The sequence below is a fragment of the Streptomyces sp. NPDC015220 genome (genome assembly GCF_043079345.1).
Classification (GTDB): domain Bacteria; phylum Actinomycetota; class Actinomycetes; order Streptomycetales; family Streptomycetaceae; genus Streptomyces.
Map to the genome: position 1 here is coordinate 168890 of NZ_JBIBUK010000009.1, position 25419 is coordinate 194308.

Annotated in this window: 16 protein-coding genes and 2 pseudogenes; 14 read left to right on the forward strand and 4 right to left on the reverse strand. The window is 69.4% G+C overall.

Annotation, left to right across the window (positions count from 1 at the left end; genetic code table 11):
- The first annotated feature begins 133 nt into the window (after nt 1-133).
- From ACF061_RS20170 to pglX, 4 genes are all read left to right on the forward strand, one after another.
- Nucleotides 134-973: a hypothetical protein gene (locus ACF061_RS20170; protein WP_392268260.1), complete on the forward strand. Its 840-nt coding sequence runs from the start codon at nt 134-136 to the stop codon at nt 971-973.
- Nucleotides 974-1037: 64 nt separating this feature from the next.
- A complete protein-coding gene (locus ACF061_RS20175) occupies nt 1038-1625 on the forward strand; it encodes a hypothetical protein (protein WP_392268261.1) in 588 nt (195 codons plus the stop codon).
- 227 nt (nt 1626-1852) lie between these two features.
- The gene (gene pglW / locus ACF061_RS20180) at nt 1853-6529 is read left to right on the forward strand and encodes a BREX system serine/threonine kinase PglW (RefSeq protein ID WP_392268262.1); all 4677 of its coding nucleotides are present in this window, start codon (nt 1853-1855) and stop codon (nt 6527-6529) included.
- Nucleotides 6526-10140 carry a BREX-2 system adenine-specific DNA-methyltransferase PglX gene (pglX, locus tag ACF061_RS20185; protein WP_392268263.1) on the forward strand — a complete coding sequence of 1205 codons (3615 nt, stop codon included), beginning with the start codon at nt 6526-6528 and terminating at the stop codon, nt 10138-10140. The genes pglW and pglX overlap by 4 nt, the downstream gene beginning before the upstream one ends.
- Here pglX and ACF061_RS20190 read toward each other — a convergent pair.
- A complete protein-coding gene (locus ACF061_RS20190; RefSeq protein ID WP_392268367.1) occupies nt 10067-10627 on the reverse strand; it encodes an ATP-binding protein in 561 nt (186 codons plus the stop codon). The two genes, pglX and ACF061_RS20190, sit on opposite strands and share 74 nt — an antisense overlap.
- A gap of 191 nt (nt 10628-10818) precedes the next feature.
- Here ACF061_RS20190 and ACF061_RS20195 point away from each other — a divergent pair, with 191 nt between their 5' ends.
- The 7 genes and pseudogenes from ACF061_RS20195 to ACF061_RS20225 all read left to right on the forward strand — a co-directional run bounded on the left by ACF061_RS20195 (nt 10819) and on the right by ACF061_RS20225 (nt 15909).
- The gene (locus ACF061_RS20195) at nt 10819-11649 is read left to right on the forward strand and encodes a helix-turn-helix domain-containing protein (RefSeq protein ID WP_392268264.1); all 831 of its coding nucleotides are present in this window, start codon (nt 10819-10821) and stop codon (nt 11647-11649) included.
- On the forward strand, nt 11646-11840 hold the full coding sequence (locus ACF061_RS20200) for a DUF397 domain-containing protein (RefSeq protein WP_392268265.1): 195 nt from the start codon (nt 11646-11648) through the stop codon (nt 11838-11840). Before ACF061_RS20195 ends, ACF061_RS20200 begins: the two co-directional genes overlap by 4 nt.
- A gap of 230 nt (nt 11841-12070) precedes the next feature.
- Nucleotides 12071-12433 (forward strand): hypothetical protein, encoded by a 363-nt coding sequence (locus ACF061_RS20205; protein WP_392268266.1) that lies wholly within the window; start codon nt 12071-12073, stop codon nt 12431-12433.
- Nucleotides 12430-13722: a hypothetical protein gene (locus ACF061_RS20210; RefSeq protein ID WP_392268267.1), complete on the forward strand. Its 1293-nt coding sequence runs from the start codon at nt 12430-12432 to the stop codon at nt 13720-13722. The genes ACF061_RS20205 and ACF061_RS20210 overlap by 4 nt, the downstream gene beginning before the upstream one ends.
- 21 nt (nt 13723-13743) lie before the next feature.
- Nucleotides 13744-14733 carry a hypothetical protein gene (locus ACF061_RS20215; protein ID WP_392268268.1) on the forward strand — a complete coding sequence of 330 codons (990 nt, stop codon included), beginning with the start codon at nt 13744-13746 and terminating at the stop codon, nt 14731-14733.
- 134 nt (nt 14734-14867) lie between these two features.
- Nucleotides 14868-14969, forward strand: a pseudogene (locus ACF061_RS20220) (IS5/IS1182 family transposase); the annotation flags it as partial.
- Between the two features lie 64 nt (nt 14970-15033).
- The gene (locus ACF061_RS20225; protein ID WP_392268269.1) at nt 15034-15909 is read left to right on the forward strand and encodes a hypothetical protein; all 876 of its coding nucleotides are present in this window, start codon (nt 15034-15036) and stop codon (nt 15907-15909) included.
- Nucleotides 15910-15976: 67 nt separating this feature from the next.
- Here the strand turns inward: ACF061_RS20225 and ACF061_RS20230 are convergent.
- Nucleotides 15977-16348: pseudogene (locus ACF061_RS20230) on the reverse strand (transcriptional regulator); the annotation flags it as partial.
- A 71-nt stretch (nt 16349-16419) separates the two neighbouring features.
- Here ACF061_RS20230 and ACF061_RS20235 point away from each other — a divergent pair.
- Nucleotides 16420-17091: a hypothetical protein gene (locus ACF061_RS20235; RefSeq protein ID WP_392268270.1), complete on the forward strand. Its 672-nt coding sequence runs from the start codon at nt 16420-16422 to the stop codon at nt 17089-17091.
- 499 nt (nt 17092-17590) lie between these two features.
- On the opposite strand, the gene ACF061_RS20240 is transcribed toward ACF061_RS20235, so the two are convergent.
- Nucleotides 17591-17989, reverse strand: coding sequence for a PIN domain-containing protein (locus tag ACF061_RS20240; RefSeq protein ID WP_392268271.1), 399 nt, complete (start codon nt 17987-17989; stop codon nt 17591-17593).
- Nucleotides 17986-18282: a hypothetical protein gene (locus ACF061_RS20245; RefSeq protein WP_392268272.1), complete on the reverse strand. Its 297-nt coding sequence runs from the start codon at nt 18280-18282 to the stop codon at nt 17986-17988. Before ACF061_RS20245 ends, ACF061_RS20240 begins: the two co-directional genes overlap by 4 nt.
- Nucleotides 18283-18401: 119 nt before the next feature.
- Here ACF061_RS20245 and ACF061_RS20250 point away from each other — a divergent pair, with 119 nt between their 5' ends.
- Together ACF061_RS20250 and pglZ are read left to right on the forward strand one after the other, a co-directional pair.
- Nucleotides 18402-22292, forward strand: coding sequence for a phage resistance protein (locus ACF061_RS20250; protein ID WP_392268273.1), 3891 nt, complete (start codon nt 18402-18404; stop codon nt 22290-22292).
- Nucleotides 22289-25210, forward strand: a complete 2922-nt coding sequence (gene pglZ / locus ACF061_RS20255) for a BREX-2 system phosphatase PglZ (protein ID WP_392268274.1) — start codon at nt 22289-22291, stop codon at nt 25208-25210. Before ACF061_RS20250 ends, pglZ begins: the two co-directional genes overlap by 4 nt.
- Nucleotides 25211-25419 lie beyond the last annotated feature (209 nt).

Below are 25419 nucleotides of genomic sequence, written 5' to 3' on the forward strand. Positions count from 1 at the left end.
CGCGCACATGCACGTCAAGGCATTTCAAGCGCTGTCACTTGCCCATGGGCGCCAGGCCTGTCAATCCGTCTGATCCCATGACTGGGCCGCCCTTCAGGCGTCAGACTGGACTTGAACGCCAATGGAGGTGCGGGTGACACATCGGACATGTGACGGATGGGTTCACAGCCTCAAGGCGCATACCCTGTGCTTCACCGGCAAGGTCGTCGTAGACGGCGAGTGGATGGTTCGCGAGGAGTGTGCCCGCAGGGCCAAGCAGCGGGGTGCAACGACCAGAACCGACTTCTCCAACGGCATCACCCTTGTCGTCCACGGCGATCTCGCGGGCAAGCAGGTCTCCGATACTCGGCGGAACTACAGCGGCACGTTGGTCGCGGCCGAGCGTGAGCGTGGACAGGGCCGTCACGTGCATGTGGTGGATGGACATGGCTTCGGAGATCTCATTCATGGCTTCTCCGCACCGTGCCTGAAGCTGCGGCACCCGCCGCAGGGCGGCGGCCCCGTGGTGGTTCCCGCACACGCTGCGTACGGTGTACTTGGCGCTCCCCTTCACATCCGCAAGAGCAGTCGGCATCAGCCGACCGAGCTCACCGTGGATCTCAGTTCGTTGGACGAGGGAACCGCGGCCCACGAGTCCACTGTCGGAGCGCTCATCGGACACTTGGCCCGCAGAGGTGTCGAGGTGCACTCACACGCACGCAACAGCCCGCGGTTCGACGCAGGCTGGGTGATCGGAAAAGACATTTTCGTCGGCGAGGTGAAGAGTCTGACTGGTACGAGTCAGGATCAGCAGATCCGCTTGGGCATCGGCCAGGTGCTCGACTACGCGCATCAGCTTCGGCTCGCGGTCTCCGGCCGGTCCGTACGGCCAGTCCTCGTACTGGAGAAGGTTCCGGCAGACGACAGGTGGATCTCACTGGCCCAGGAGGTGGGCATCCAGTTGACCTGGGCTCCGGCCTTCCACGGAGTCTGAGCCACTTCGAGTGCACCGGCACCCGATTGCCGGCAGAGTCCACGCGACACATGAGGGGGGACCCATGAAGGTCACCTATTTCTGCTTTGAAGGCACACCGGAGGAGTTGGACGCCTCCGAACTGGTTCACAAGCTCGTCCACCAGCAGTCCGCTACGGCCGACGCGGCTCGGCAGTCGCCTGTGGCGGCCGCCGATCTCCATAACGATGACGAGGCGGACTTCGCGCGGCTGATCGAGGGCGAGGTGCCAGGAGTCGCGGAGGAGGGACAGGACACCGTGAAGGCACAGCTCGCCTTCAACCCCGCTGCTCAGCAGTTCATCAAGTTCATGACGGTAGCCGGCTCCTGGGAGAGCGTCGGAGTCCACGGCATCAAGCGCCAGACATCGCAGGAGGGCGATCCACTCGACTACACCGGCTATCTCCGACTCCGTCGCAAGGGCAGCCAGTACGGCGGTTTCGCCTATGCCTTCCCCTCGACAGGCTTGATCAACCTTCGCCTTCAGCACAGCGACGAGATCGCGAAGCTGGCGTCGGACGCCTACGCACTCACCACAGGCCATCGTCAATACAGGATGAGCATTCAGATCCGCGACGAAGAAACGCTGAGGCAGGCGCTCGCCCTGGCCGAACTCGCTTACAGCGCCACATGACGGTCGACTGGTCGGTCGTGCCACGGCCATAGACTTTTAGGGCAACTTACCACTTCAAGCCGATATGCCCCTATGGGGTGGAATTCTGAGTCCGGTCATACAGAGGTATGTCCTATAGTCCTGTCCTTCACGAAGTCTTCCCACGTAGCAGGCAGCCATTAGGATCTCTGACAGGCCCGTATCCGGGGAACGACGGGCCTCGAGGGAACGAACGACTGGGGACAGGCATGCGGGAAGGCCGGTGGGTCACGGTCACCGAGTCCGAGTTCGAGCACGAACGCCGCGGCCTGGAGGCGATCCGGGAGAAACTGCCGGACTCCGACCCCTGGCGTGCCTGGTCGAACTTCACCTTCACCGCGAACACCGGCCACGTCCGCGAGGTCGATCTGCTGGTCGTCGCCCCCGGCGGCCTCTGCATGATCGAACTCAAGGACTGGCACGGCTCGGTCACCTCCGAGAACGGAACCTGGGTGCAGACCACGCCCAGTGGTTACCGCCGCACGCACGGCAACCCGCTGCACCTGGTCAACCGCAAGGCCAAGGAGCTGGCCGGGCTGCTCGCCCAGGCCGGCGCCAAGCGGGTCTGGGTCGCCGAGGCGGTCTGCTTCACCGACAACAGCCTCCGCGTACGGCTGCCCGCCCACGACCAGAACGGCGTCTACACGGTCGGCGAGCTGGTCGACATGCTCAAGCAGCCCCCGTCCGACGAGCGGCGTCGCGTCACCGCGGTCGGCTCGCGCGAGGTCGCGGCGGCCCTGAAGGGCATCGGCATCCGCAAGAGCGACGCACAGTACAAGGTCGGCCCCTACGAGCTGAAGCGGAAGGCCTTCGATTCCGGCCCCACCTGGGCCGACTACCTTGCCGACCACAGCGACCTGCCCGAGGCCGCGCGCGTGCGCATCTACCTCAGCGAGCGCGGCTCCGACGCCTCCCTGCGCCAGTCCGTCGAGAACGCCGCCCGGCGCGAGGCCGCGGTGCTGGGCCGCTTCAAGCACCCGGGCGTCGTCCAGCTCAAGCAGTACTTCCCCTCCGGGCACGCCGCCGGTCCCGCGCTGATCTTCGACTACCACCCGGCCACCTTGAAGCTGGACGAGTACCTGGTCCAGTACGGCGAGAAGCTGGACATCCTCGGCCGGATGGCACTGGTGCGCCAGCTCGCCGAGACGATGCGCTCAGCGCACGCCAGCCGCATCCACCACCGCGCGCTCGCCGCCCGCTCCGTCCACGTCGTCCCCCGGCCGCGCGGCCGGAAGGGACAGGCGGTCGGGGAGGAGGCCGCCTGGCTCACCCCGCAGCTGCAGATCTCCGACTGGCAGATCGCCACCCAGCGCAGCGGCGACTCCTCGCAGGGCCAGGGCATGACCCGGTTCGCGCCGACCGCCCTGTCCGCCATGCACCTGTCCGACGACGCCGACGCCTATCTCGCGCCGGAACTCACCGCCCTCCACCCCGACCCCGTCTACCTCGACGTCTACGGGCTCGGCGTCCTCACCTACCTGCTGGTCACCGGCAAGGCCCCGGCCGCCAGCCAGGCCGAGCTGCTCGCCCGCCTGGAGGCGGGCGAGGGCCTGCGCCCCAGCTCCCTGGTGGACGGCCTGTCCGAGGACGTGGACGAGCTGGTGCAGGCCGCCACCGCCTACCGGCCCGGCCAGCGCCTCTCCAGCGTCGACGAGTTCCTGGAGCTGCTGGAGATCGTCGAGGACTCCCTCACCGCCCCCGCCGCCGCCCTCGAAGGGCAGGCCGAGGACGAGGCCGGGACGACCGTCGACAAGGACCCGCTGGAGGCCGTCGCCGGCGACGTGTTCGCCGGCCGGTGGGAGATCCGCCGCCGTCTCGGCACCGGATCCACCAGCCGCGCCTTCCTCGTCCGCGACCTGGAGGCGGAGACCCGCAGGACGCGCCCGCTGGCCGTGCTGAAGGTCGCCCTGTCCGACAGCCGCGGCGAGATCCTCGTCCGCGAGGCCGAGGCGATGCGCCGCCTGCGCCCCCACTCCGGCATCATCCGCCTCGTCGAGCCCGAGCCGCTGCAGATCGGCGGCCGCACCGTCCTGGCGCTGGAGTACGTCGGCGACGAGCGCGAGGACGGCGGCCAGGCCGCCGAGGGCACGGCCCGCCCGCGCCGCCGCGAGGAGACCGTCGCCCGCCAGCTCCGCGAGCACGGCCGCCTCCAGGTCGACCAGTTGGAGGCGTACGGCGACTACCTCTTCGGCGCCGTCGACTTTCTGGAGGGCGAGGGCGTCTGGCACCGCGACATCAAGCCCGACAACATCGCCGTCCGGGTCCGCCCCAACCGCACCCGCGAGCTGGTCCTCATCGACTTCTCGCTGGCCGGCTACCCGGCGAAGAACACCGACGCGGGCACCGAGGGCTACCTGGACCCCTTCGTCGACGTCATCACCCGCGGCTCCTACGACTCGCACGCCGAGCGGTACGCCGTCGCCGTCACCCTGCACCAGATGGCCTCCGGCGAGCTGCCTAAGTGGGGCGACGGCAGCGTCCTGCCGCGCATGACCGACCACAAGGAGTGGCCGCACCCCACCATCGCGGCCGAGGCCTTCGACCCGGCCGTGCGGGACGGGCTCGTCGCCTTCTTCGAGAAGGCCCTGCACCGCGACGCGGGCAAGCGGTTCCCCGAGCTGAAGCCGATGCGGGACGCCTGGCGCAAGGTCTTCCTGGACGCCTCGCAGACCGTCCCCTCCAGCCACCGCGCCCGCCCCGCGGCCCCCGCCGAGGGGACCGCACCCGCCGAGGGCGCCGCCGCGGCCATCGCGGACGCCGAGCCGGAGAGCGCCGAGCAGCAGCGCGACCGCCTCGCCGCCGAGGTCACCCGCGACACCCCGCTCACCGTCTCCGGCCTCACGACCACCGCGCAGTCCTTCCTCTACGGCCTCGGCCTCACGACGGTCGGCGAACTCCTCGACTACAGCCGCCGCAAGCTCGTCAACGCCCCCGGCCTCGGCGCCAAGACCCGCAACGAGGTCCAGCAGCGTCAGCGCGAATGGGGCGAGCGGCTGCGCGAGATCCCCGTCTCCCCGCTCACGCCGAAGGGCCGGGCGGAGGCGAAGGAGGAGCTGGAGCAGCTCACCGCCGCCGAGTCCGCCCTCGTCGGCCGGCTCGCGACAAGCGAGTCGGCGGGCGCGCTGTCCGCGCGCACCCTGCGCTCGGTCAGCCTCGACACCCTCGCCACCGTCTTCGTGCCGGCCGTCAACAACAACGGCTCCAACCGCAACAAGGCGGAGATGGTGCGGCTGCTGCTGCGCCTGCCCGACGAGCACGGCGTCCTGCCCGGCATCGGCGTCTGGCCGAAGCAGAAGGACGTCGCCGACGCGCTCGGCCTCAGCCACGGCCGCATCCCGCAGATACTCAAGGAGGAGCGCAGGCGCTGGAAGGCGGAGCCCGCCGTCCAGGCACTGCGGGACGAGATCATCGACCTGCTCGTCGGCATGGGGCGCGTCGCCTCCGCCGTGGAGATCGCCGACGCCCTCGCCGTAAGGCGCGGCACGCACCTCGCCGGACGCGAGCAGCGGCGCGCGATGGCCCTGGCGGCGGTACGGGCCGTCGTCGAGATCGAGCAACTCGTGCCGCAGGAAGCCGAGTTCCAGCACCAGCCCAACCGCAAGGCGACCGACGAGTCGCTGGGCGCCGGCCTGCTCGCCCTCGACGTCCGCGAGAACGACGCCCCGGACACCCCGACCGCGCCCGGTCTGCTCGACTACGCGACCCGCCTCGGCAAGACCGCCGGCCGGCTGGCCGAGCTGGACACCCTGCCGACGGCCGCGACCGTCCTGGCCGAACTGGGCGCGCTGACGGTCCCGCCCGGCGCGATCGACTGGGACGAGCGGCGCATGGTGGAGCTGGCCGCCGCCGCGTCGCTGAACGCCGCCGCCACTCCGCGCCTGGAGATCTACCCGCGCGACCTGCCGCTCGTCCGGGCGCTGCGTCTCACCCAGGCCGGTCTCGTCCGCTGGATCCCGGGCGTACCGGAGGGCCGGCAGCCCGGCCTGACCGGCGAGGACGTGCACGAGCGGGTCCGCTCCCGCTTCCCCGAGCTGGTCGTCCCGGACGGCCGCGGCGGCACGACCCACGAACTGCCGACCGCCGGCCCGCTCACCAAGGCGCTGCGCGACGCCGGCTTCGAGCTGTCGCTGAGCATGCGCGAGGACACCGGCACGCTGCGCTACCTGCCCACGCGGGTGGACGAGGCCTCCAGCTACCTCACGACGGGCGCGGGGCGGCAGTCGACGCGCACGGGCGCGGTGACCCGGTACGCGGACGACCCGCAGCTCGCGGGCGCGGTGCGCGCGGAGGAACGCCTCCTCGCCTCGGCCCGCCGGGACGGGTACCGGGTGCTGACCGTACGGCAGCAGCTCGTGCGGGACGCGGTTCGCGAACTGGGCGCCGAACGGCTGGGCGCGCAGGTGGTGTCGGTGACCGAGCTGTTCCTGGAAGCCCTGCACGGGCAGGTCACTCCGGGCGCCAAGCCGACCTGGGAGACCCTGCTCAAGGCGGACGCCGCCGAGCCGGGCTCGAAGGGCGCGGTGCGGTTCGCCGAGTACGCGCGCACGGCCTGGGGCTCGGTCGAGCCCCGGATCGCCGAGCTGCTGGGCGCCGGCGGTAGTGGCGGTGCGGGCCCGGTCCTGCTGACGGAGGCCGGGGTGTTCGCCCGGTACGACGCGATGGGCGTCCTGCACCGGCTGGCGTCGGCGGCCCGGCGGGGCGGGCGGGGGCTGTGGCTCCTGGTCCCGCAGAGCGACCCGTCGCGCGAGCCGAGGCTCGGGCAGGTGGCCGTGCCGTACCAGGCCGGCCTGGGGGAGTGGATCCAGCTTCCGGACACGTGGGTGGGCAACGCCCATCGCGGGTCCGGCGAGGTTGTGGCGAGTGGTGTCGAGGGAGACGCGAAGTGATCGACCGCAAGGCTCTGTTGGACGACCTGAAGCAGCAGGTCAAGGCGGTCGAGGCCGACCTGGGCAAGCAGGTGAGGGCGCTCGGTGAGGTCGGCGCGCGGCTGCGGGCCGAGTACGACAAGGCGCGCAAGCTGGGGCGTACGGCGGCGACGTGGACCTCGTGGCTGGACGAGCGGGTCACGCAGGTCGCGGTGGCGTGGGTGCTGGGCTCCGTCTTCGTGCGGTTCTGCGAGGACAACCGGCTGATCCCCGAGCCGTACCTGACGGGACCGGACGGCGACCGGCGCGAGCTGGCGGAGTCGCGGTACGACGCGTACGTGGAGTCGGACGACAACCCGACCTACCGGGGGTGGCTGGAGAAGGCGTTCGACGAACTGGGCCAGGGCCAGGCGGGCCGGCTGCTCTTCGACAAGCGGCACAACCCGCTGTACCAGATCCCGCTCTCGCACGACGGTGCGCGCGAGCTGGTCGAGTTCTGGCGCGGGCGGGACGAGGCGGGCGTCCTCGTCCACGACTTCACCGACCCGCTGAACGAGGACGGCACGGAGGGCTGGGACACGCGGTTCCTGGGCGACCTGTACCAGGACCTGAGCGAGGCCGCCCGGAAGACCTACGCGCTGCTCCAGACGCCGGAGTTCGTGGAGGAGTTCATTCTCGACCGGACGATGAACCCGGCGGTGCGGGAGTTCGGGTACGAGGAACTGAAGATGATCGACCCTACGTGTGGGTCGGGGCACTTCGTGCTGGGCGCGTTTCGGCGGCTGGTGCGGTTGTGGGGGGAGGGGCAGCCGGGGCGCGATGTGCACGAGCGGGTGCGGGCTGCGCTGGACTCGGTGCACGGGGTGGACATCAACCCGTTCGCGGTGGCTATTGCTCGGTTCCGGTTGTTGATTGCTGCGATAGCGGCCAGTGGAATCAGCAGCATGGCTGAGGCTGAGAAATATGAGTGGCCGATTCACCTTGCGGTAGGCGACTCGCTGATCAAGCACCGGTACCGACAGGGGAACCTGTTCGACGGATCTGAAGTCGCAGGGACAGACGAACTCGCGGATTTCAAATACGAGACCGAGGATGTGCACGAACATCCAGAAATTCTGCGGTCGGGGCGATATGATGTAGTGGTAGGAAATCCGCCGTACATTACGGTGAAAGACAAGGAGCTCAATAAGCTCTATCGGGATCTGTATGACGCGTGCAGTGGAAAATATGCACTGTCGGTTCCGTTCGCTCAGCGATTTTTTGAGTTGGCAAAGCGGGGGAACTCGGGTGATCGTGGTTACGGATTGGTTGGGCAGATCACCGCGAACTCCTTTATGAAGCGCGAGTTCGGTGCAAAACTGATCGAAAGTTACTTTGCGCATGAGGTAGAGCTCACTGAGGTGATCGACACGTCCGGGGCGTATATCCCAGGTCATGGGACGCCGACCGTGGTCTTGGTTGGCAAGCGACGTGAGGGAAGCCGACGCTCAACGACCATTCGTACCGTTCGCAGTGTGCTGGGGGAGCCCGGTGTGCCGGAGAATGCTGCGGATGGTCTCGTCTGGCGGGCAATCGTCGATCAGATCGACACTCCTGGGTCGATTAGCCAGTGGGTGTCAGTTAACGACATGGAGCGGACTCGGTACTTCGGTGAGCACCCATGGGTACTTACCGCAGGTGGCCGGGAAATGCTTGAACAGCTTGAAGTGTCAGCATCCAAGAAGCTCAAGGAGATCGTAGAGCCGATTGGATTCTCTGTTATTACAGGAGATGACGACCAGTTCGTTTATCCACGACCGCTTGCTCGCTGGATTCCCAGTCATGATGTGAATCTTCGGCCGTTCTTGGTTGGTGACCGAATTCGTGATTGGGGAAGCTTTCCTGGCGCTGATGCGATCTATCCCCTAGGGGCTTCACCTGACGGGCGTCGCGCACTCGAAGAGCGGCATCTATGGACGCGGCGACAAATGCTTCGCACGGGCCTCATGTTCTCGAAGACCAAGGAGCAGCGTGGCATTCCTTGGTCCGACTACACGTTCCATAAAGCGGACCGGATTGAAGCGCCGCACCTAATTGCTTTTTCGTTCATGGCTACTCACAATCACTTTGTGCTAGAGCGTAGTGGGAATGTACTTAACCACTCGGCTCCGGTTGTCAAGTTGCGTGAGGGGGGTGCAGAACAGGATTACCTGGGATTGCTCGGGCTACTCAACAGCTCCACTGCCGGATTCTGGCTCAAGCAGGTGAGTCACAACAAAGGCAGTACGGTTGACTCCAAAGGTGCCCGGCAGTCCACGGTTCCGTTCGAGGACTTCTATGAGTTCACCGGAACCAAATTGCAAGAGTTCCCGCTTCCTGCGGAACATCCGACCGGTCATGCTGCTGTCCTGGACGCTCTTGCCGGGCGCTTGGCTACGGTCAGCCCTGCAACTGTCGTTGCTAAGGCCAGCCCCACGGGTGATGTGCTGCGTAACGCCAAGGCATGCTGGGAGTCGACTCGTGCTCGCATGATTGCTTTGCAGGAAGAATTGGACTGGCAGGTCTACTCTCTCTACAACCTCCACACGGAAGACCTGCGTCTCTCCGAGAATCCTGACGACCCTCAGATTCCCGAACTTTCCCTTAGCGAGCGTGCCTTCGAAATTGCTCTCGCCCGCCGCGTAGTTGCCGGTGAGGCCAGTGACGATTGGTTCAAGCGGCACAACTCCACGCCCATCACAGAGATCCCCGCCCACTGGCCTGCCTCCTACCGGCAGGTCGTCCAGAAGCGAATCGACGCCATCGAGTCGAACCGGGCCATCGGCATGATCGAGCGGCCCGAGTACAAGCGCCGCTGGGCCACCGAAGGCTGGGACGCGCTCCAGGAGAAGGCCCTGCGCTCCTGGCTGCTCGACCGGATGGAGAGCCGCGACCTCTGGTTCGACGAGAACGCGCAGCCGACCATCCTTACCCTGGCCCGCCTCACCGACGCGCTTTCGCGCGACGAGGACTTCGTCTCCGTGGCCAAGCTCTATGCGCCCCGCAAGGAACTCGCGAAGGTCGTCGCCGAACTGATCACCGATGAGCACGTGCCGTTCCTCTCCGCCCTGCGTTACAAGCCCTCCGGGCTGAAGAAGCGCGCAGACTGGGAAGAGGTCTGGGACCTCCAGCGCAAGGAGGACGCCGCTCCCGACGAGCCGGCCAAGCGGAAGATCCGGGACTCCATCCCCGTGCCGCCGAAGTACACCTCGGCCGACTTCCTGCGCCCCTCCTACTGGAAGGCGCGCGGCAAGCTGGACGTGCCCAAGGAGCGGTTCATCTCCTACGGGCAGACCAACGCCGCCACCCCCGAGCTGTACGGCTGGGCCGGCTGGGACCACCGGGAGCAGGCGCAGGCACTGGCGACCTACTTCACCAACACCGCACTGTCCACCGAGGAGATCACCCCGTTCCTCGCCGGCCTGCTGGAACTCCAGCCCTGGCTGTCCCAGTGGCACAACGAGTTCGACATGCTCTACAGCGGCTCCCCGGCGGACTTCTTCGCCGGTTACCGCCAGACGCAGCAGGGCGAGCACGGACTCACCGACGACGACCTCCGCAACTGGCGTCCCCCGGCCGCGACCCGAGGTCGTCGCGCAGCAGCGAAGAAGTAGCCAGAAGCAGATCGACATCCGTCGGTTGAGGGGCCACCCGGTGCGTGAGCGGGTGGCCCTTTGCCTGCGCGTGCAGCTCCGCCCACACGGTCTTGCCCGGGGCTGCTGGGCGAGGACTGACGCCCCAGTCGTCCGCGAGGGCGGCGACCAGAAGGAGGCCCCGGCCGGATTCGGAAAGCGAGTCGGTCGCCGGGGGGCTGGCCGGAGGTTGTTTCTCGGTGCGGGTGTCGGTCACCTCGATACGGAAGGTGCCGTCGGCCAGAGTGAGTTGGACGTGGAAGTCCCGGCCGGGGACGTGGCCGTGGCGTACGGCGTTGGCGGTGAGTTCCGCCGTGATGAGGGTGAGCGTCTCGTTGACCGGGGTCGTGTAGGGGTGGCCCCAGTCGTCCAGGCGGTGCGAGACGAGTCGGCGGGCGAGGCGGGCACCGCGCGGGGTCGAGGTGAAGCGCATGGTGAACTCGCGTTCGAGTGTGGGGTGCTGCGGCATATGCCCGTTCGGGGGAGTTGCTGACTTCATGGAGTCAACCGTGGCGGACTCTGCGTAGCGTTGACCAGGAGCGATGAGCTGACGGGTGCGGGCTGTACACGCGGGCGGTGCGCTTGTACGTGATGTCGAGCGTGACCGGTTCCCGGGCTCCGAGTTGGCTGACTGGGCGGCTGTACGAGAGGAGCTACGGCGTGGACGACGAGGTTCAGCAGCCGGAGTACGAGGTCGGGACGGGCATGCTGTGCGTGTTTGGGCGGCAGTTGAAGCTGTTCCGGGAACGGGCGGGGATGGACCGCGCGAGGCTCGGGTCGCTGACGGGTTACTCGGCCTCGACGATCGCCTCGTTCGAGCAGGGGAGACGTATCCCGCCGCCGAGGTTCATCGACCAGGCGGACGAAGTGCTCCAGGCGGGTGGGGTGTTGAGTGCGAGCAAGGAAGAGGTGGCTCGGGCTCAGTATCCGGCGTTCTTTCGGGACGCGGCCAAGTTGGAGGCCGAAGCGGTTGAGCTTCACGTATATGCCAACCAGGCGGTGCCTGGACTATTGCAGACGGAAGAGTACGCGCGGGCGGTGTTCATCAACTGGCGCCCTCTACTGCATGAGGACGTGGTCGAGCAGAGGGTGACAGCGCGCTTGGCCCGGCAGGAAATCTTCTGCCGCACGCAGTTGCCCACCCTCAGCTTCGTTATCGAGGAGTCGGTACTGCGTAGACCACTGGCCGGGTGGAACGTCATGCGAGGGCAGTTGGAGCAGATCCTGCTCAACGGACAGCGGCGTAACGTGGAGATCCAGGTGATGCCGACTGAGCGGGACGAGCACGCCGGACTGGCTGGTCCGTTCACCTTGATCGAGACGAAGGAAGGGCGGAGGATCGCGTACGTGGAGGCTCAGCAGGACAGCCGCCTCTACACGGCGCGGAAGCCAGTCCGGGAGATCGAGGAGCAGTACGGACTCCTTCGGGCCCAAGCACTCACTCCGCGCGAGTCGCTGGCCTTCGTCGAGAAGTTGCTTGGAGAGAGATGAACGTCGAACAGCTAGTACCTGAGTCGGCCTGGTTCAAGAGCAGCTACAGCAGCGGGGCTGGCGGCGAATGCGTAGAGGTAGCCGCCACCCCCGCCAGGGTCCATGTCCGCGACTCGAAGGACACGACCCGCGCCGTACTGGCCGTGGACCCCACGACTTGGACCGAGTTCGTCGCCTTCGCGGCACTCTGAACCGAGCGGGGCCCTCGGCGAGCGCACCGCTTGCCGAGGGCCCCGCGCCCGTCCGCTCCCGCAACATCTTCAGCCTTGAGTCGCCCGCCCTCGAACTCAGCCCAGGCCCCCACTCTTTGCTCACCTTGACAGAACTTTGCCACTCCTTGAACGGGATCGCGAGGGCGAACCGACTCGGTGAACTACCGTCTTCGGGCCGGTCAGCCGACTCAGGGGGAGCAGAAGACGCCATGGGCGACCACAGCGACGGCAAGGTACTCGACATCAAGATCGCCGATCTGAAGGCGACAGCCCCGCAGTTCCACACGCACAGCTCCGACCTGGCCAAGGCGCTGACCAAGCTCAAGACCGCTCTGGCGGCGGCCGGCTCGCCGTGGGGTGACGACGAACAGGGACGGAAGTTCCACGAGTCCTACGGCCCGCACGTCAAGAGGATGGAGACCGCCGCCGGGATTCTCGCGCTCGGCCTGGCCAGCATCGAAGCGGCCATGACCGACATGGCCGACGGTCACATCGACAACGAACTGCTGGTCCGCTCGATGTTCAGCAAGATCCAGCCCGCCCCGCACGACGGCAAGGGGAACACGCGGTGAGCGCGGCCGACAAGGCCAAGGAGATCGTCCAGGACCTGACCGGCATGTGGTGGCCGGATGCCGACGAAGGGGGGCTGCGCGACGCGGCCAAGGCCTGGCGGGCCTTCGCCGACGACCTCGAAGACGTGACCGTCGCCGCGAACAAGTCGGCGCGCGGCATCATCGAGCACAACAAGGGCGAGGCGATATCCGCCTTCGACGACCCGTTCTGGCGCCGCTACTACTACGACGGCCACGGCTGGCTCCAGGACATGATCGACGGCGCCCGCGACATGGCCAAGGCCCTCGACCAGTACGCCGACGTCGTCCACAAGGCCGTCAAGCACCTGGAACACGAGCTGGAGATCGTCGGCGCCACCATCGTCGCCGGCACCGCCCTCGCGGTCTTCACGTTCGGCATCTCCGAGGGCGCCGCGGCAGCCGCCACCGCCTCGATCCTGGAGCTGTCCGCCACGCTCGGCGTCACCGTGTCCACCGAGATCGCCACCATCGCCGGCACCACCCTGGCCACGGCCGCCATCGGTGGACTCGAGTCGATCACCGTCGACCTCGCCGTCACCCAGCCCGTCGCCATCGCCACCGGCGAGAGCAAGGGCCTCAGCCTCGACGAGGTGAGCGACTCCGCCCGCTACGGCATGGAGTTCGGCGGCGCCTTCGGGGCGGGTGGGAGCACAGCCCGCGTCGTCGCCGAGAACGGCGGCATGGAAAGCCTGTTCAACGGCTTCCGGCTGAACAGCGCGGCCCTCGACGAGATGGGCAAGTCCCGTACGTGGAAGCTGATCCAGTCCCCCGACTCGAAGATTCCCGCTCCTCCGGCGCGGGCCGGCGACTACGAGCTGGTCTCGGGCGACCCGGTCTACTTCGGCAAGAACACCACCACGGTGGGCTACGACGAGCGCACCCTGAACAACCTGCAACGGGTCGCCCGTGTCCCCGGCGTACACGACGTGGTCGTCCACGGCACGGACGAGGGGGTCTTCGTCCCCGGCCGCGTCAACGCCGCGGGAAAGACCCTCACGGACTTCGAAGTGCACCCCAACCACATCGCGGACGCGATCCGCAGCAACCCCGACTACCACGGTGAACCGGTGCGCCTCATCTCCTGCTACTCCGGCGCCGACGCGAGACCGCCCGAGCTGCCCCTCGCGCAGTCCGTCGCCAACGAGCTCGGCGTGCCCGTGACGGCGCCCACGAGCAAGGTGGGCACGTCCCCCCAGCTCGGCCTCAACCAGACGCCCACCATCGGCGACAATGGCTACTGGCGCACCTACCTGCCCATGGCCCACTAGGGCAGGCTCACAGGAGTGGAAATGATCAAGCGAGCGGGCTTCTACCGGGAGATCGGCGGCCGGGCCACCACGGCGGACGATGCGCCGTCGCTGCGAGACGCCGTACAGGACAGTGGGCCCTGGGACGAGGACCGTGTCCTCGCCTACCTGGAATCGGGCCTGGAGATCTACTCCACGATGGGCGCCGAGCGCGACGTCCTCACGGGCGAGGAGTGGATCGCCGGCTCCGGATCCCTGATGACGGACGGCACCTGGCTCTGGCCCGTCGATCTCACGCACTACGTACGGCGTCACCACGCGGCCCTGCCGCAGGAGTTCCTGGACCACATCCGGGCCAACGACTACACGGTCCCCGCCGTGCCCGACGAGCAGGCCAGGCGCGTCTTCTGGGAGGAGTTCCCGGACACCGCCCCCGCCGCGGCCCCGCCCAAGGCCGCCGGCTTCTTCACCTGGTACGTGCCGAAGCTGGACGGCGCGCGCGCCCATCAGCTCCTCACGTACCTGGAGACCGCCGGGCTCTTCGCCGTGCACCCGCTGACCAACGCCCTCTTCGGATTCCGCGAGACGCCGGCCGGACACCGGGAGCCGCTGATGGGTGAGGGCGCCGCCCTGGCCGCCGCCCTGGCCGACGACCGGTACTCGACGATCGAGTTCACCTGCTGGAAGGGCTACGACCAGTCCCTGACCGGCATCGTGCGACGCACGGACGAGACGACGCAGGGCATCACGCTGCGCCTCACCGACGTCCCCGCGCCCGACCGTGAGGAGGCGGTCGCGGCACTGGTGCGCACGCTCGATCAGGGCGCGGCCGACTGCCGCGGATTCGTCATCGACCGAGCCGGCGTTTCGGCTGCCCAGGACTGGGACCGCATCCTCGTCGGCGACGGAGGGCACTTCACCGTGTGGCCCGACACCGTCGGCATCCTCCGGGACCGCGTGGGCGACCACCCCGAGCTGGCCGACAGCAAGCCGACTGCTTACGGCCCGCTCGACGTCTTCCACCGCCCGTGAACCGTCCGCCGACAGGACCCGCTCGGCGCCTCGCTCTGTGCCCCTTGGTACTCCTTCCACGTCACGTCGAAGCGCACGGAGCCGGCGCCGGCACTCAGGCCCACCCACGTGTCACCGGCCGAGCAGACCATCGCCCCCTCAAGTCCTGGTAGCTGCTGCGCGAACTGCGGTGCTCGACCACCCGGATCACCAGCCTCGTCCAGGCCGCCCTCACCCTTCATCCGGCCGGCTCGGAGCGAGGATGGAAAGCGCTCGGTGCATGCCGGCCCTTGGAGCGCGGAGCTCCTGTAAGTTCCTGCCATGAAGCAGGGTAAAGAGGTCGAGAACCCCGAGTCGCGTTTCTTCACGGTGCTGTTGGCGGCGGCGAAGCTTCCGGGCGTGCGTATCCACAGGGAGGCGTACCTCCGAAGCGCGCTGGCTCGCCACTGCTCCGAGGAGGAGATCCGACGAGCTGTAGAAGAGACTCCCGCCGCGGCGGGCATCACCGTCGAGCTCCTCGACAAGGTCGCCAACGACTCCATCCGCTACGAGACCGCCAAAGTCAGCGCTCTCTCGGCCGCCGCCGGGATACCCGGCATCCTCGCCCTTCCCGCCACGGTGCCCGCCGACGTGGCCCAGTACGTCGGCCACATGCTGCGCATCGCGCAGAAGCTCGCCTATCTCTACAGCTGGCCCGATCTGTTCTCCGACGAGGGCGACGACGTCGATGACGCGACCATGGGGGTGCTCACGCTGTTCTTCGGCGTAATGTTCGGCACCCAGTCGGCGAACGTTGCCGTGGGGAAGGTCGCCGGGATGATGTCGAAACAGGTCGCGAAGAAGCTGCCCCAGAAGGCGCTCACCAAGGGTGTCATCTACCCGCTCGTGAAGAAGTCCGCGGCTTACCTCGGCGTTCAGATGACCAAGCAGTCTTTCGCGAAGACCGTCTCCAAAGCCATCCCCCTCGTAGGGGCCGCCGTCTCCGGCGGGCTCACCTTCGCGACCTACCTGCCGATGGCCAAAAGACTCAAGAAGCACCTCGCCGGCCTGCCACTGGCGGACCCGTCGCGCCGAGTGACGGAGGAGGACGTCGTGGACGGCGAAGTCGTGGAGGAGTACGACTCCTTCGCCTCGGCGGACGCCGAACCGCACGGCGCGGACACCACTGCCGTCAAGCTGGAGGAGCCCAGGTCCTGATGCGCGAGTGCCCTCCTGGCTGCCCGAGGCTCCGGCCTTCCGTCTTCGACGTACGCACGCAACGCCATCACCGTGGGTTCAGGGGTCGGTGGGCCGAGACGATGACGTTGTGGGCGTCAACCCCGTACACCGCCGACTCGCCGAGGGTCTTCCGGACCTTTCCGTAGAGCGCGCTGTTGTCGGCGTCGTCCAGCCACAGCCCGGCGTGCCGGTCCTCGGCGACGACCAGGCGGTCGTCGAGCACCCAGAAGCCGTTGGCAGGAACGATCTTGACGGGCGCCGCGGAGGGGATGACGCCCAGCCCGACCGTGGCCATGCCGATCATGCCGTTGAGACGGTCGAGTCGGCTCGCCGGCACCGAGGGCGGGCAGTCCAGCGATCCGGCGCCGGGGGCGGCGCACGACAGGTCGAAACCCCGGCCCCCTGGCCGAGTGGCCCACCCCCGAAGTAACTTCATATGGCATCCATCCGCTCCACTCCGTCTCCATGTTTCTCGGGGGAACGATCTCCGTGCTTCACCGGACATACTTCGGCGCGCTGGGCGCTGCCGCCATCTCCCTGGCGCTTGCCGCGTGTGGCGGCACCGCCACGCCCACGGCTGCGCAGCCTGCCATGCCGAGCAGCTCCGCCGCGGCCGGTCCGGCATCCTCCTCCCCGACTCCCCACGCGGCGCTCCTCACCAAGGCCCAGCTCACTTCCGCTCTGCTGTCGCTGGAGCAGATGCCCGCCGGCTGGTCGACCGACGGCGACTCCAGCCCGGGCGACAAGACGTTCTGCGACTACCGTCAGCCGCACAAGGCCCGGATCCAGGTCTCCCGCAGCTTCCAGAAGGGCGGAGGGCTGACCGCCACGGTCACGACTGTGGGCATTCGGCAGTACGTGAGCGCGAGCGACGCCGCCGAGTCGTTCACCGCGATGGAGAAGGCACTGGAGACCTGTCATCAGGAGACCTATCAGGGGTCGGTGCTGAAGTACGCGCCGATGAGCGTGGACAAGCTCGGCGACCGGTCCTTGGGCGTGCGCATCGACAGCGACGGCACCACCCTGCTCCAGCAGTTCACCCTCGACGGACCCGCCTTGATCAACGTCGGCACCGGCGGCCTCACGAACGCGGATGCCGACACGGCCACCAAGCTCCTTCGCGACCAGGTCGACCGGTACGAGGCCGCGGCCCGCAAGTAGGCCGGGCCGCGAGAGCCGCACATCGCCGAGCGATGACGGGTGGACGGACGGTCACACCGAGGACCGGGGCGGTCGCGTTGAGGAGGGAATCGAGCTGATGACCGTGTCGTCGCGCGGCGGGAACGCGGCCTGGGTTCCGAGCATCCCTTCACGGTCGCGGGCCGTCGGCTGCTCGACGAGTACCGATCGGGGCGACGGCGCCCGCCGCGACCGCCCGGCGGATGACGGCGGGGGCGTGACGAGGTTCAGCGACCGGAGTGCGGAGCCGGTCGTACTGGCGCAAGGTCCCCGCCGGCACCTCGGCGACAGCCTGGCGTCCCCGGTGCCGGCCCGTGCGCCCGGCGCTTGTCAACCCGCTCACGCGGGGTCGGCCCGCGGTGACCGTCGGCGTTCGGGCGTCCGTAGGATGGGCAGGCCGTGGGTGCCGCCGCCCTCCCCGTACGGGGAGGGCGGACACTCCGGGGAAGCGAAGTACGAAGGGGGACGGTCCGTGTTCGGCTCAGAGCTTCACGACCAGGACGCGGTCGGCGCACAGCTTGCGCATGTCGTCCTCGTCCGACGTGAACACGGTGACCGGGCCGTTGTGCCGCAGGGCGACGGCGGCGAGGGCCGCGTCGATGGCGTACTTGTGGCCGTGCAGGCCCGCCTCCGTCAAGAGGCCGGTCGCTTTCTTGGCGATCTCCTCCGTCACCGGCTCGATACGGATCTTGGAGAGAGCCCAGTGCCACTTCGGCAGGTGGCGCGTCGGGTCGTATGCCTCAATGAGAGTCATGGAGGTGGTGACGACCGGGATACCCGCATCGTCGGCGTGCCTCAGGTAGGCACCCATGCGACGCCCTCCGCGCACCCACTGGGAAAGCCCTTCGCTGTCGAGTACGTAGATCCGGTTCCCGGTCATGCGGCATCCCGCTTCTGCCCGTGCCGCTGCTCACCGGCTTCGTGGGCCCCGGTCCGCTCGGCGTGCCGCCGCTCCAGGTCGCGGTGCTCGGCCTCCACCTCGGCCAGTTCCGCCTCGGTGATCTCCCCGTACTCGGACTCCCACCACCGCACCGCCTCGTGCAGACGCTCCTGCTCCCGCTGGCGCTCTATGGCGTGCGTGACATAGCGGCTGAAACCGCCGGGGCCGACCTCGGCGCGGATGGCCTCGGCCAGCTCTTCGGGGAGCGTCACGGTGTACTTCTTGGTTGCCATACCATCGACCATACCGACGGTTCCGAAGAGACTGCCAGCCCGGACGGACAGCTTCACACCATCGAGTGCGCCGCTGAGTGCGCGTAGAGGACCTCCACAGAAGGAGAGCGAGACACCCCATGGCCCAGCAGCCGCTCCTCCGCGATGTCATCGACATCAAGGAGTCCATCTCCACCTCGGACTTCGTGCTGTCCCTCGCCGAGGCGACGACAGACGAGGGCGCCCAGCACGCGCTCAAGGACTACGTCGTCACCGAACGGCTGCTGGAGAACTTCGACGAGGCGCTGAAGCTCATCAAGTCCGCGCTGGACGGGCACCGCTCGAAGGCGGCGTATCTCCACGGCTCGTTCGGTTCCGGTAAGTCGCACTTCATGGCCGTGCTGTACGCGCTGCTCAGCGGCAACCCGGCCGCCCGCGCCCGCACCGAGTTCGACCCGGTGCTGACCAGGCACGACTGGCTGAGCACCGACGGCAAGAAGTTCCTGCTCGTGCCGTACCACATGCTCGGCGCGAAGGCCCTGGAACAGCGGGTGCTCGGCGGGTACGTGCACCACGTCAAGAAGCTGCACCCGCAGGCGCCGACCCCGCAGGTGTACCGGACCGACTCCCTCTTCGACGACATCCGCGCGCTGCGCGTCAGCACGGGCGACGAAGCCGTCATCCGCGGCCTGGGCGGCAGCGGCGCGGGCGACGACGACGAGGACGAGTGGGGCGAGGGCTTCGCCTGGACCCCGCAGCTCCTGGACATCGCGCTCGCCGCCGAGGAGAACCACGAGGCCGGCGTCCCGCTCAACCTCACCAACCCCTCCACCCCGGCCGAGCTGCGCGCCAAGCTGGTCAACGACGCCGGCACCAACCTCCTCCCCGGCTTCACCAAGAACGCCGCCGAGGACGAGCACGGCTTCATCTCCCTGGACGCCGGTCTGTCCGTCATCGCCGAGCACGCCAAGTCGCTCGGCTACGACGGCCTGATCCTGTTCATGGACGAGCTGATCCTGTGGCTGGCCACCCTCATCCACGACGAGAAGTTCGTGGCGCGCGAGGCCAGCAAGATCACGAACTTCGTGGAGGGCGGCGACGCCCGCCGCGCCATCCCCGTCGTGTCGTTCATCGCCCGCCAGCGCGACCTGCGCGAGCTGGTCGGCGAGGAGGTGTCCGGCGCCGCCGAGTCGTCCATCCAGGACACCCTGAACCTGGCCTCCGGCCGCTTCGACAAGATCACTCTGGAGGACCGCAACCTCCCGCAGATCGCCCACGCCCGCCTCCTCAAGCCCAAGGACGCCGAGGCGGCACAGCAGATCGACGCGGCCTTCGAGCAGACCAAGCGGGTCGGCCCGCAGGTCTGGGACACCCTGCTCGGCTCGGAGAAGGGCACCACCGGCGCGGACGCGGAGGCGTTCCGGCTGACGTACCCGTTCTCGCCGGCGTTCATGGACACCCTCGTCCACATCTCGTCCGCGCTCCAGCGCTCCCGCACCGGTCTGAAGCTGATGGGCCAGCTCCTCGCCGACCACCGCGACGAGATCCGCCTCGGCCAGCTCGTCCCCGTCGGCGACCTCTACCCGGTGATCGCGGAGGGCGGCGACAAGCCGTTCACCGACAGCCTGAAGGTCGTCTTCGAGGCCGCCGACAAGCTCTACAAGACCAAGCTGCGGCCCTACCTGCTCAGCTCGTACGACATCACCGAGGACGACGTCGAGCAGTACCGCAACCGGCCCGAGTCCCTCACCGACCCCAAGCGGCTCACCGGCTGCAAGATGTTCGTCGGCGACAACCGGCTAGTGTGCACGTTGCTGCTGTCGGCGCTCGCGCCCAGCGTGCCCGCGCTGTCCGAGCTGACCATCCGGCGGCTCGGCGCGCTCAACCACGGGTCGGTCCTCGCCCCCATCCCGGGCGCCGAGGTCGGCATCATCAAGAACAAGGTCGCCGAGTGGGCGGCCAGGTTCCCGGAGATCAAGGAGACCGGCACCGACGCCAACCCCGGCGTCCGCCTCGAACTGTCCGGCGTCGACGTGGACTCCGTCATCGCCAACGCCCAGGTCAACGACAACCCCGGCAACCGCGTCGCCCTCGCCCGCCGCCTGCTCTCCGAGGAACTGGGCGTCGAGCACGGCCAGTTGAACGACCAGCTCAGCTTCATCTGGCGCGGCACCGCCCGCACCGCCGAGATCGTCTTCGGCAACCTCGCCGACGAGGACGAGCTGCCCGACCACGACCTGATGCCGCAGGAGGAGGGCCGCTGGCGCATCGCCATAGACCTCCCCTTCGACGAAGGCGAGTGGGGCCCGGTCGAGGACGTCAACCGCATCCAGCGGCTGCGCGAACGCCAGCAGGGCGAGCGGTCCCGCACCGTCGCCTGGCTGCCCGCGCACCTGTCCGCGCAGCGCTTCGCCGACTTCCGGCGCCTCGTCGTCATCGACAAGGCACTCGCCGACGAGCACCGCTTCGACACCCAGTACGCCGGCCACCTCAACGCCGACAACCGCAGCCGCGCCAAGGGCCTCCTCGAAACTCAGCGCGAGGCCCTGCTCAAGCAGGTCAAGGGCGCCTTCAAGCAGGCGTACGGACTCGCCCAGAAGCAGGCCGCCGACGTCGTGCCCGACTTCGACGACCACCTCGTCGCCCTGCCCGACGTCGACAGCCTCACCCTGTCCTTCGGGCAGAACATGCACGACGGCATCCGGCACGTCGCGGGCAAGCTGCTCGCCCACCAGTACCCGGCCCACCCCGACCTCGACCCCGACGCCACCGGCACCGCGGTCAAGCCCGCCGACACCAAGAAGGTGTTCACCCACGTCCGGGCCGCCGCCGAGGCCCGCGACGGGCGGGTGGAGGTCCCGGCCGCCGAGCGCAAGCTCATGCAGCGGATCGCCGGGCCGCTGCGCCTCGGACAGCAGAAGGAGGCGTACTTCGAGCTGTCCCGCTACTGGGCCGACCACTTCCGCCAGCTCGCCAGCGCGGAGGGCGTCGCCGGGGACCTGTCCCTGATCAGGCTGACCGACTGGACGGACAAGCCCGACCCGCGCGGCCTGCCCGACTTCCTCGCCCGGCTCGTCGTCGCCGCCTTCGCCGAGATGGACGACCGGGTGTGGGTGCGCGGCGGCACCGTCCTCGACCCCGCGCCCGAGCTGACCGCGATCAAGGACCACGACGCGCTGCGCAGCCAGCCGCTGCCCGCCGAGTCCGACTGGGACACCGCACGCGAGCGCTTCGAGACGATCTTCGGGGCGAAGCCGCCCGCGCTGCGGCGCGGCCGGATGGTCAACCAGTTCGCCCGCCAGATCATCGAGGCCGCCCGCGCCCACCGGGACCACGCGGCCGACCTGGTGCACCAGCTGGAGACCCACGCCTCCTTCCTCGGCCTCGACCAGACCGCCGACACCGGACGGCTCGCCCTCGCCCGCCGCTCCCTGGAACTGCTGGACGCGCTCACGGCCGAAGCAGGCAAGGGCGCGGCCGGGGCGAAGAAGACCGTGGAGGCCCTCGCCTCCTTCGACCTGGGCGAGACCGGCGCCGACCGGTACGGCACCTGCGTCAAGAAGGCCCGTGCCGTCGCCGAGGCCGTCGCCTCCGCCCCCTGGTCCACCCTGGAACTCGCCGCCGGACTCGGCCCCGAGGGCGAGGCACTGCTCGACTCGCTGCGCAACGTGGCCCGCGACGACCAGCGCACCGCCGACCTGCGCGATGCCCTCGCCCGCACCCAGCGCGAGGTCGTCGCCCTGATCAAGCGCACCCAGGCGGCCGCCACCCCGCCGCCCGCGCCCGTCACGCCCCAGCTCTCCTCGGCCGACGACCTGTCCCTGAACACACCGACCAGCGACCCGCGCATCCCGTACACCCCGTCGCAGGAGACGCCCGCCCCGGCGAGCGCCGGCGGCACCGCGCGGAAGTCCGGACGCCGCAGCACGACCGTGTCCCGGGCCGCCGCCGACCTCCAGGCGGAGCTGGCCGAACTGGCCGCCCGCCACCCGCACGCGACCATCGAGATCACCTGGCAGGTCATCGAATGACGGACACCGCCACCGCCGCGCCGGGCGCGGTCCGGCTGAACACCGCGACCGTCACCCAGTACCTGTCCTCGCAGTCGTCCCTCGCCACCTCTCTGACGGGTCAGGAGCAGGGGCGGCGCCGGATCGTGCTGCTGCGGTCCGCGCCGCAGTGGGACGGCCCCGCCGAACCCGCCTGGGGCGACGGCCGCACGGCCGGCGTCGCGGTGGCGCCCTCCCCGCTCGCCGTCCACGAACTCGTCCTCGACCACCTGGCGGGCCGCCGCCCCGGCCCAGCCGTCCTGGTCGTCCTCACCGACCGCGAGCAGTACGAACTCGACCCGGCGATCCTCGCCCGCGTCCACAAGCTGCGCATCGACACGGTCGACAGCTGGGACGTCGTCCGCGAGGCGTTCGGCGCCCGGCAGATAGACCCCCGGCTCAAGGACGTCAACTGGGCCGCCGAGGCCCTGCTCGACGCCACCCCGCCCGGCGGCTGGTCGGCCGTGCCCGGCGGCTGGCTGTCCCGCCAGTACGCCCTCACCGCGCTCGCCCAGCGCCGCCTGCGCCTGGGCCGCTACGACACCGAGGGCGGCACGCGCCGCCCCGGCGACGACCGGCTCGACGCCCAGGCCCTGCTGCACTGGTCGACCCGGCCCGGTGCCCCCGAACGGTTCCTGACCCTGCGCGGCCCCGAACGCGCCGGACTGGCCGCCTTCCTCGGCGAGGAGGACCAGGCGGGCCTCGCCGGACGCGCTCTGCTCGCCCTCCTCGACGCCGAACGCGGAGCGGACGCCGCCGCCTTCGGCCTGGTGTGCGCGGCGCTGTGGCAGCACGCCGAACCCGCCCCGGAGACCTACCGGGCCCGGGGCCGCGCCGAACGCTACTTCGGCGACCAGCCCCCGGCGACCGGCGACCAGCTCGACGCCCTGGTGACCGTCTTCGGACGGGCCGCCGAGGAGCACGTGACCACGCTCCTGGCGAGCGGACACCGCACCGGTGGCACCGGCGCCGACCAGGCCCGCGAGGCACGTCGCACCGTCGGCATCGTGCTCGACCGGGCGTCCGCGCTGGCCCGCCAGTTCGGCGCGGAGCAGGCTGTGGAGGCGAGCCCCGTCCTGCGCGGCGGGCTCGAGGCCCGCTTCACCGCCGTGGGCCGAGCCCTCGCGGCGGGCGACCCGGCCGCGGTGTCGGACGCCGTCCGCCGTCTGGAGGACCACCGGCTCGCCGCCGAGCCCGACGAGTCCGCGCGCGTCGAACGCGCCCGCATGGGGCAGCGCCTCGCCCGCTGGCTGGCCACCGACCCGCCCGCCGACGCGCCCACCGTCGCCGACGCCATACGGCGACACGTCGCCGAGACCGGCTGGGCGGACCTCGCCCTGGAGCACATCGAGGCCGGCGGCGACCCGGACCCCGTTCTCAAGGCCGCCTACGACACCCTCGGCACCCGCGTCAGGGACCGGCGCCGGCAGATCGACGCGTCCTTCGCCCGTTCCCTGGCCGCCTGGACGCAGGCCGGCACCCAGCCCGGCTCCATGCTCACCGTCGAGACCTTCCTCGACCGCGTCGTCGGCCCGGTCGTCCGGCGCGGGGAGGAACGGCGGGTGCTGCTGCTCGTCCTCGACGGCATGAGCGCCGCCATCGCCAACGAACTCGGTGAGGAACTTCGCCGCTCCTGGGCCGAGTTCGACCCGCTGCCCGAGGGCGACACGCCACACCGGCGGGCGATGGCCGCCGCCCTGCCCACCGTGACGGCCGTGTCCCGCACCTCCCTCTTCGCGGGCGCCCTGATGAAGGGCGTCCAGGCCGACGAGAAGCGGCTCTTCCCCGCACTGAAGCTGTGGGGCGGGGCCCCGGCCGCCGTGTTCCACAAGGACGACCTGCGCACCGAGACCGCGGGCGACACCTTCGGCCCGGCGCTCACCGAGGCACTCGGCGACGGAAGGACCCATGTCGCCGTCGTCCTCAACGCCATCGACGACCGGCTCGCCAAGGAGCAGAAGCTCGGCGACGGCGCCTGGCGGATCGACGACGTGCCCGGCCTGCGCGACCTGCTTCGGGTGGCGGCCGCCCAGGGCATGGCGGTCGTCCTCACCAGCGACCACGGCCACGTCGTCGACCGGCACGGCACGAAGGTCGACATGGCCGTCGATCCCGCGTCCGCCCGTCACCGCCTGCCCGGCGACGGCCCGCTCGCCGAACGGGAGATCGCGTTGTCCGGACCGCGGGTGGTCTGGCCCGAGCCCGGCGCGTCCATCGTCACCCTGTGGGACGCCGACTCCCGCTACACCGCTCTCAAGGCCGGCTACCACGGCGGCGCCTCACTCGCCGAGGTCACCATCCCGGTGCTCGCCTTCCTGCCGTTCGGGGCGGAACCTCCCAAGGGATGGCGGGAACTGGGCGACCAGCGGCCGGACTGGTGGGCCCCGGAGCAGATCGGAAGGACGCCGTCGGCGAGCGAGCCCACCACCCGGCCCGCAGCCGGAACGGTCTCCGCTCCCAAGAAGCCGACCGGGAAGGCCAGGAAGGAACAAGCGGAGGTCGCCCGGACCCACGACGCGCTCTTCGACGTCGCGCTGACCACCGGAGGAGACGACGCCCTGCTCACCCCGACAGTCGTCTCCCGGACCGAGACGCTGGTGACGGCGCTGCTCGACTCGGAGACGTACCAGGCCCAGCTCGGCGGACTGGCCCGCAAGCCGCAGCAGGAGCAGGTCCACAAGGCGCTCGCCGCCCTGCTGGACGCGGGCGGCACCCTGCCCGTGACCGCGCTCGCCCAGCGCGCCGGCATGCCCGTCACCCGGGGCGACGGCTTCGCCGCCGTCCTGCGGCAGCTCCTCAACTACGACGGCGTACAGGTCCTGGAGACCCTGCCGGACGGCCGCACCCTACGGCTCCACGAGGCATTGCTGCGCGAGCAGTTCGTGCTGGAAACGGGCTGACGGAACAGCTCGGACGGCGCCCCGGAGCGCCCGCAGCCCTCGCCGCCGGATCCCGCTCTCTCCGAGCGGACTCGGGACGAGGGCTGCTCCTGGTGCCGGCGTACACCGGACGCTGGGGCCGCGAGGTACGGGACACCTGCGCGAAGACGGTGAGGGCCGAGATCGCATGCCCGCAGTGAGGAGCAGCCCCAGCCCGTCACCTCATGCAC